The sequence below is a fragment of the Hydrocoleum sp. CS-953 genome (assembly GCF_002260545.1).
Classification (GTDB): domain Bacteria; phylum Cyanobacteriota; class Cyanobacteriia; order Cyanobacteriales; family Microcoleaceae; genus Trichodesmium.
This window is the reverse complement of record NZ_LGSU01001226.1, coordinates 1-8,195: the sequence shown is the minus strand read 5'-3', so window position 1 is coordinate 8,195 and position 8,195 is coordinate 1. Positions and strand designations below refer to the sequence as shown.

The following is an 8,195-nucleotide window of genomic DNA, read 5'->3' as shown; positions in this document are numbered from 1 at the left end:
TGTTAAAGGCTGGAAGCCTTACAAATGATGTTCCGAATTTTTGGTAACACAAGCACCCTGCTTGTTACAGGCTGGAAGCCTGTGTTACAAATGTACCTCACCATCCTCAAAAGTGCTGTAATAGGTTGTTATTTCAATTATTTAGTTTAGGAGAATTTATTCAACTATGAAAAACACTGTGCGTCTTAGGGTTCCTGGAAATTTATCTACTCCTGACATGATTTCTATTGGTATTTCCCTAATAGCAGCTTATCTGGGAATGTTTAGTGGTCATAAATCTTTCAGTAAAGAGTTAGTTCTTTTCCTACTCTTTTTAAATAGTTTGGATCTAACTTTAGTGTTATTAATGGGTAAAAGTTTTGCCCAATACAAACAGACAATTAGTAACTTTTTACGATCGCCGAAATTTATAGGGGTTGATATTTTTCCATCCCTATTTATTGCTGAATTTGTCTATGGTCCTTTTCTCAAAGGATTCTTTTTAGAACNTTAGTTCTTTTCCTACTCTTTTTAAATAGTTTGGATCTAACTTTAGTGTTATTAATGGGTAAAAGTTTTGCCCAATACAAACAGACAATTAGTAACTTTTTACGATCGCCGAAATTTATAGGGGTTGATATTTTTCCATCCCTATTTATTGCTGAATTTGTCTATGGTCCTTTTCTCAAAGGATTCTTTTTAGAACTGATGGCATTTCTTGTCACTTATTTAGTCATTAGAACTATTAGATTAACAGTCATTTCCTCTCTTCATTAGAATAGGACTTACACATGAACGCTATTGGTAGCGCTAACACACCAAGGCTCTATATAATAGTGCCTTTGCGTAATTCCTATAGAATTTAGAACTTTTCCTAAATTATTCGTTTATTAACTTTTCACTGAAAAAATAGTCAGGGTCTATTATTATGACAAAAGCTAGTGATTTTAAAGCCTTAAAATGGCGTAATATCGGACCGTTTCTCGGTGGTCGTGGCACTTGTGTTGTTGGTCATCCTACAGATAAACAAGTTTTCTATCATGGTCACTCATCCGGGGGACTGTGGAAAACCGAAGATGCAGGTCAATATTGGATACCTGTCGGTGACGGACAATTTAATATGGGTTCAGTTGGTGCGATCGCTATTTCTGAACAGAACCCCGATATTATGTATGTTGGTTTAGGTGAACCTCAAATTCGTAACAGTGCATCCTGGGGTGATGGGATGTATAAAACTACTGATGGCGGTGCAACTTGGCAGCATATCGGTTTAAAAGATTCTAAGCATATTGCTAAAATTAGACTCAATCCTGATAACCCCGATTTAGTTTACGTTGCTTCAATGGGTCATGGTTTTGGTCCGAGTNATATTATGTATGTTGGTTTAGGTGAACCTCAAATTCGTAACAGTGCATCCTGGGGTGATGGGATGTATAAAACTACTGATGGCGGTGCAACTTGGCAGCATATCGGTTTAAAAGATTCTAAGCATATTGCTAAAATTAGACTCAATCCTGATAACCCCGATTTAGTTTACGTTGCTTCAATGGGTCATGGTTTTGGTCCGAGTCAGGAAAGAGGAGTCTTTCGCTCCAAAGATGGCGGTCAAACTTGGGAAAATATTCTCTTCAAAAGCGAAAATACCGGATGTATTGATTTAATCGTTAATCCTAGCGATCCTAAAGTTATCTTTGCTGCCATGTATGAATTTGAGCGCAAAACTTGGGGGGCAAAAACGGGAGGTCCTGAAAGTGGACTCTGGCGATCGCTTGATGGTGGTGATACTTGGGAAGATATTAGTCGGAATGCAGGAATGCCAGAAGGACAAATGGGAAGGCTTGGTATTGCTATATCCCAAGCAGCTCCTAATCGTGTTTATGCTCTGGTTGATTCGGAAACGAAGGCAGGTTTATACCGTTCTGATGATTTAGGAGTAAATTGGTCTTTTGTGTCTAATTTTGCTCAAATTATCGCTCGTCCTTTCTATTTCTTCCATCTTTATGCTGCTCCCCACAATGCTGATGAACTTTGGGCACCAGCTAATAAACTTTATAGTTCTAAGGATGGAGGCAAAACTTGGGTACTTGAACCAGGTATTAAGGATGACTACCATGAAGCTTGGATCGATCCTCAAGATCCTAATCGCATTATTGTAACTTGTGACGGTGGGTCTCAAATCTCTTTAACTGGTGGTCAAACTTGGTCTCCTTTCAATAACCAACCTACAACCCAATTCTATCGTGTATTTTGCGATAATCAGTTTCCCTACAACTTGTATAGTAATCCTCAAGATACAGTGACAGTCAAATGTCCTAGTGCTTCTCGTTGGGGCGGTATCTCCGAACATGAAACCATTGTCGTTGGTAATGGTGAAACAGGCGCAGCCATTCCTCATCCTACCGATCCTGATATTGTTTATAATCTTTCCACTGGTTCAATTTGTGGTACAGGCGGTTCTTTCACGATTAACAATCTGAAAACTGGGCAGAACGAAATGCGACCAATTTGGCCGGAATCCACCTTTGGTACTCCTGCTACTGAGTTTAAGTATCGTTTTAATTGGCATCTCCCATTTTTCATCTCACGTCACGATAACAAGACTTTCTATGCAGGAGCTAATGTAGTTTTCCGTTCCACTGATGAAGGTATGACTTGGGAGGAAATTAGTCCTGATCTAACCAAAGACATCAAAGACAAACAGCAATTAGCAGGAACTCCTTGGATGGGAGAATATTTCGGTCAAGAAATTTATTCCACAATTTTCCGTTTAGAAGAGTCTCCCCATGAAAAGGGTGTCATTTGGGCCGGTAGTGATGATGGGTTAATTCACTTAACAAAAGATGGGGGGCAAACCTGGGAAAACGTTACGCCACCAGATTTACCAGAACTTTCTCCTATTTATGAAATTGAGTTTTCTCCTCACGATCCAGCAACAGTTTATATTGCCATTACCCGCTATCGGACAGCAGATGACTATGCTCCCTATTTGTATAAAACCACTGATTCTGGTAAGACTTGGATTTGCATTAGTGATACCTTCCCTCAAGACGAAATAACTCGTACCATTCGGGAAGATACAGTCCGCAAAGGATTACTTTTTGTCGGTACAGAAACAGGCGTTTTTGTTTCCATTGATGATGGTAAGGAATGGCGACGCTTAAATCTGAATTTACCTCGTGTTCCTGTCCATGATATTAAATTTAAGAATGCCGATGTAGCGATCGCTACTCACGGACGTAGTTTTTGGATTCTCGATGATATTAGTCCTCTAAGGCAATATGCTGAGGAATTAACTCAGAAAAAAGCTCACTTATTTAAGCCTGAAACCTATACTCGTTTTGGTTATAACTGGTGGATGGATTACGGTGGCGGTCCTGTTTCTGACAAAAAATATTACTTTGTTCAGAATACTCGTCCTGGTCACACTTTTTATGAGCAAGGTATTGTTGATGGCGAGAAAAAACGCCAGTTTATTGATGCTGGCGATCCTCGTCCGATAGGAGTAATTATCTACTATCTCCTCAGTGATGATGCTAAGGATGTTAGTTTAACGATTTTGGATGAACAAGGTAACGAGATTCAGACTTTCGGTAAAGATGAAATTCCTACTGAAAGATTTGCCAGTTTTGATGCTCGTGGTTATGAACAAGATTTGACCACAGGAAAACCAAAAGCTACTGTTAGTCAAGGATTAAACCGCTTTATTTGGGGAACTCGCTATCCTTCTGTTTCCTCTGTACCCGGTCGTCCTCCAGTTATCATCACTCCTTTTGCGAAACCAGGTACTTACCAAGTCCGTTTAACAGTTGATGGTGAAACTCAAACGGAATCTTTTGAAGTAAGCATTAATCCTAACGAGAAATATACTCGTACTGAAACCGATACTAAAGGTGAATTTTGGATGAAACTCTATGCTAAAGCAGAAGAAGGTATCCAAACAGTGTTAAAAGGTCGTGAAGCTAAAGAAAAAGTAGCTAATGCGCTCTCCTCTGCTTCCGGTAATCAAGCACTTGCAGACCAAGGAGCAAAAATTACAGCACTTTGCGATGAGTTAGAAGGTAGCATGATGCCAGTTGGTACAACTTTAGTTCAAATTATTAACGAGCGTACCAAGTTAATTCCCAAATTGACATGGTTGCATAATGTGTTAGAAACTTCTGAAGGTCCAGCGAACCAAGGTACAGTTGATGTTTACAACAAAGTCGCCAGTGAAATGGATGAAGCGATCGCATCCTTTAACAGTCAAATTGATACAGAGATGACACAATTTGACCAATTAAGTAGTTAATTCGGTTCAGTACACCACAAAGTAGGGACGTTGCATGCAACGTCCCTACGGGGTTGTTATTTTTTTAATGTGGTTCATTGACCTGAAAACGGCTGTAAGCTAAAAATTATTGAGATTTCATATTTCCTGTTGTATTATTGCCTTTGACAAAAATTAGATATATAGTTTAAATGCTGAACACCTAATAATTATATAATTATGGATATTAAGCAAGAACTAGATTTTTATCGAAGAGAATATTACAGGATTTTAGATTTTCTCCCAGTTGGTGTAGTTGTTATTTCTAATTTAATAATTGATGAGTATAAAAACGAAGACATATATTTTGAGTTACATTATATAAATAATTTTTTTTCGGAATCAACAGGTTACATACTAGATGAAATTTCAGATAGTTGGTTTGAAACCTTATATCCTGATGCAGAATATCGTTCCCAGCGAAAAGAAATTGCTAAAAAATTTCAATCCGATCTTAATAGCCCTCGTGAAGACACAGTACAAATTTATTGTAAAAATGGGAAAAATAAATGGTTTAAAGTTGTTTATAAAGGGGACAAATCTAGAGATATACAACGGAACCTATTTTACTTAATTTTTTTTCCTATTGATGATTTTCAAAGACAAATGAATGATTTAGAAATCAAAAGTAGACTAGACTATTTAACAGAATTACCAAATCGTCGAGGTTTATTAGAAATATTAGAAGAAAAATTAGTTAGTATAAAGCATACAAAAAAATCTTTTATTGTTGTCATGGCAGATATTGATAATTTTAAAAGAATCAACGATCAATATGGTCATGCNGTCCGAAAAGTATAAAGCATACAAAAAAATCTTTTATTGTTGTCATGGCAGATATTGATAATTTTAAAAGAATCAACGATCAATATGGTCATGCCTGTGGAGATTTTGTCATTCAGAAAATAGCTAAAAACTTACAAAAAAATTTAAGAGAGTCAGACCTAATTTCTCGTTGGGGAGGTGAAGAATTTTTAATAGTTTTTCCTTCTAGTGATATAAGTACAGTTCAAACTATATTAGTCAGAATTCAAGAATATTTAAAAAATAATCCCATAAATTGGAGGGAGGTAATTTTATCTGTAACACTTACATTTGGAGTAGCAGAAAATAGGGAAAATACATCTTTTATGGAAATTTGTGAAGAGGCTGATAATGCTTTATATAAAGGAAAAAGTTCTGGGCGAAATTGTATAGTTGTTTATGAGTAAGTCCTCATCTAAACTCATTGATTTAGTTACTAAATTATCTCACAACTATGGAAACTTGAAAATCTCAATATGCAGTATATCAATAGATAAACACTCACATAAATAAAATGAACAATACTAAAATATTCAAAACATTAAGCATAATTTTTATTAGCTTAACAACTTGCATTTGTTTCTCTTTATTAACTCCATCCATCACTCATTCGTCATCATTAAAATCTGATTGCCTTGACAATCAAAATTGTATTATTATCGCTCAAGAAGATATAGATAATATATGTGAAGCAAATGAAACTTGCCAAGAAATAATTACACCAGCTTCTCGACAAATAGAATTAATTAAAGAATCTAGAGGCTTTTATGGAGGGACTTCATTATCGACTATTGTCACTATTTTGTTTATGACAATTGGTCCTCTAAAAATTATACCTGCGTTTGTTAAATTGACATATCAATCAGAGCCTGATGTCATCAAGAAATTAGCTTTACGAGCTTTTGCTATCTCAACTTCAGCTATTGTTATTATTGCCTTAGCTAGTCAAAATCTTTTAGATAAATATAATATGATGATTAGCGCATTGATTGCAGCAGCAGGAATTGTCTTATTTTTAATATCAGTCAAGACCGTTCTTTCTCAATATGGAAATAATGAAAAGAAACAGCCAACTCCACCACCAGAAAATCCTCTGACAGCTTTAATTTCTCCCCTGACTTTTCCCACAATTTTGACTCCTCACGGAATAGCTTTAGTAATGATTTTTATGTCAATTTCCCAACAATTAGATAACAACTCTAACCAAATTTTAGGGATAATTATTATCCTAATGATTCTCAATTTAATTTGTATGTTGTATGCGAAGCAAATTCTCAACTTTCTGAAACCAACTGTACTTCAAGTGTTGGGATTAGTGTTAGGAATTATTCAATTAGCATTGGCAATTAATTATATTTTTGCAGCGATAGATTTACAGGTTTTAACTATTAATGCAATTCTCAATTCATAATTTCAGGACTTAAGCAGGCGAACCCAGAAACCCGGTTTCTCCTAGACATCTATTGTTCAAAACAATGATTTACTTTAGAAACCGGGTTTCTTTGCGTAAGTCCTAAATTTGTAACATCTATCGGGGATGAGGATAACGTTAAAGGCGATCGCCAATGATTTAGGAGCGGAGCTATAATAATTTTAGTCCCTTACAATTAATTGGAGTGTAAAATACAATGCCTAAATCAAATCATTTAAAAGTTAAAGATGGTTTAATAGGAGTGTGTATTGCAGATGCTTTAGGGGTTCCAGTCGAGTTTAAATCAAGGCAAGAAAGAACCCTCAATCCTATTACAAAAATGCAAGGTTATGGAACATATAATCAACCGCCTGGTACTTGGTCAGATGATAGTTCATTAACCTTTTGTTTAGCTGAAGCTCTCACTCAAGAATTATTAACAGACAAATTTTATGCAACTTTAGCTGATTATTTTTGTAAGTGGCGACAAAAAGCTTATTGGACTCCTCACGGTTTTGTGTTTGATATTGGGATAACTACGAACATGGCAATTTTGCGTCTCAAACAAGGGATCTCTCCTATCAAAGCAGGTCAAACAGGTGAAATGAGTAATGGTAATGGTTCTCTAATGAGAATTTTACCTCTTGCTTTCTGTTATCAATTAGTCAAATTTCCCTCATTAATTAAGCACGTTCATAATGTTTCTTGTGTAACTCATGGTCATCCTCGCTCTCAAATAGCTTGTGGAATTTATATTAGTATAGCGGTTTCTTTATTAGAAGGAAATGAACCTCTTCAGGCTTATTCTGAAGGAATTGCTAGAGTCAGGGATATTTATGAACAAGAACCTTATCGCTCAGAAATGCAACATTTTCAAAGAGTTATGTCAGGGGAAATACCTGATTTACCGATTGATTCTATTAATTCTGGTGGTTATGTGGTTGAAACTTTAGAAGCTGCTCTTTGGTGTTTTTTAAATAGTAATAATTATGCTGATGCTGTATTAAATGCAGTAAATTTAGGAGGAGATACCGATACAACTGCTGCTGTAACAGGAGGTTTAGCTGGAATTTATTATGGTATTGAACAAATTCCCCAAGAATGGATTGACGAAATTGCTCGAAAAGATGACATTATTGATTTAGCAAAACGTTTAGAAACAGCGATAAATAAAAAAAAATGCTCTTAAAACTTTGATCGAAAAAATCAAACTTTTAGAAGATTTAGCTATTACCCAAAATAAATCTTCTCAAGCAATTAAAAAAGGGAGTTTAGGTGAAGCTCATTCTTATCTAAAAGCCACAACTATTAAAATTTTTGAAAATGCTGGAGACGATAAAATTTTAAATTTAGAAACAGCAGTACAATTATTTTTAATCTTTTTTCGAGCTGGCTTTTACTTAGAAGATAAATCTGGAGATTTTGCCTATCGTTATGAAGCAATTCCTGGTCAATTAGGGAATGCTTGTTATTATCAACTGGGATTATCTCAACAAGACGCATCAGGATATAACCCCAATCCAAATGCTGTCAAAGAATGTGCTTCTGCTGCCCATGAATTACTTCACAAATTTGCCAAAACTATTATAATTTTCGGACTTCTTTTTTTCTGCCGTCTTTTTACCAACTACTGCTATTTTTACCCCAGCTAAAGCACGACTATCTTTACCTTTTTCTGCCAATCTTTCAAAAAAA

6 protein-coding genes and 1 pseudogene are annotated in these 8,195 nt (G+C 35.7%); all 7 read left to right on the top strand.

The window, feature by feature from the left end:
• Positions 1-489: 489 nt before the first annotated feature.
• Positions 490-756: hypothetical protein (locus AFK68_RS35345; RefSeq protein WP_210407534.1), on the top strand; the 267-nt coding region annotated here is incomplete at its 5' end.
• A gap of 595 nt (positions 757-1,351) precedes the next feature.
• The gene (locus AFK68_RS45895) at positions 1,352-4,267 is read left to right on the top strand and encodes a WD40/YVTN/BNR-like repeat-containing protein (RefSeq protein ID WP_371357479.1); all 2,916 of its coding nucleotides are present in this window, start codon (positions 1,352-1,354) and stop codon (positions 4,265-4,267) included.
• A 198-nt stretch (positions 4,268-4,465) separates the two neighbouring features.
• Positions 4,466-5,070, top strand: a pseudogene (locus AFK68_RS45890) (GGDEF domain-containing protein); the annotation flags it as partial.
• A 45-nt stretch (positions 5,071-5,115) separates the two neighbouring features.
• The gene (locus AFK68_RS45885) at positions 5,116-5,496 is read left to right on the top strand and encodes a GGDEF domain-containing protein (RefSeq protein ID WP_094674693.1); all 381 of its coding nucleotides are present in this window, start codon (positions 5,116-5,118) and stop codon (positions 5,494-5,496) included.
• Between the two features lie 107 nt (positions 5,497-5,603).
• The gene (locus AFK68_RS20670) at positions 5,604-6,500 is read left to right on the top strand and encodes a MarC family protein (RefSeq protein ID WP_094674691.1); all 897 of its coding nucleotides are present in this window, start codon (positions 5,604-5,606) and stop codon (positions 6,498-6,500) included.
• A gap of 217 nt (positions 6,501-6,717) precedes the next feature.
• Complete coding sequence (locus AFK68_RS20665) at positions 6,718-7,689, top strand: ADP-ribosylglycohydrolase family protein (RefSeq protein ID WP_094674689.1); 972 nt, start codon at positions 6,718-6,720, stop codon at positions 7,687-7,689.
• Positions 7,690-7,693: 4 nt separating this feature from the next.
• Positions 7,694-8,152, top strand: coding sequence for a hypothetical protein (locus AFK68_RS37125; RefSeq protein ID WP_168186578.1), 459 nt, complete (start codon positions 7,694-7,696; stop codon positions 8,150-8,152).
• Positions 8,153-8,195: the final 43 nt, after the last annotated feature.

Coding starts and splice junctions, on each gene's coding strand:
- AFK68_RS45895 (WP_371357479.1), top strand. CDS start 1,352: ATGTATGTTGGTTTAGGTGAACCTCAAATTCGTAACAGTGCATCCTGG.
- AFK68_RS45885 (WP_094674693.1), top strand. CDS start 5,116: ATGGCAGATATTGATAATTTTAAAAGAATCAACGATCAATATGGTCAT.
- AFK68_RS20670 (WP_094674691.1), top strand. CDS start 5,604: ATGAACAATACTAAAATATTCAAAACATTAAGCATAATTTTTATTAGC.
- AFK68_RS20665 (WP_094674689.1), top strand. CDS start 6,718: ATGCCTAAATCAAATCATTTAAAAGTTAAAGATGGTTTAATAGGAGTG.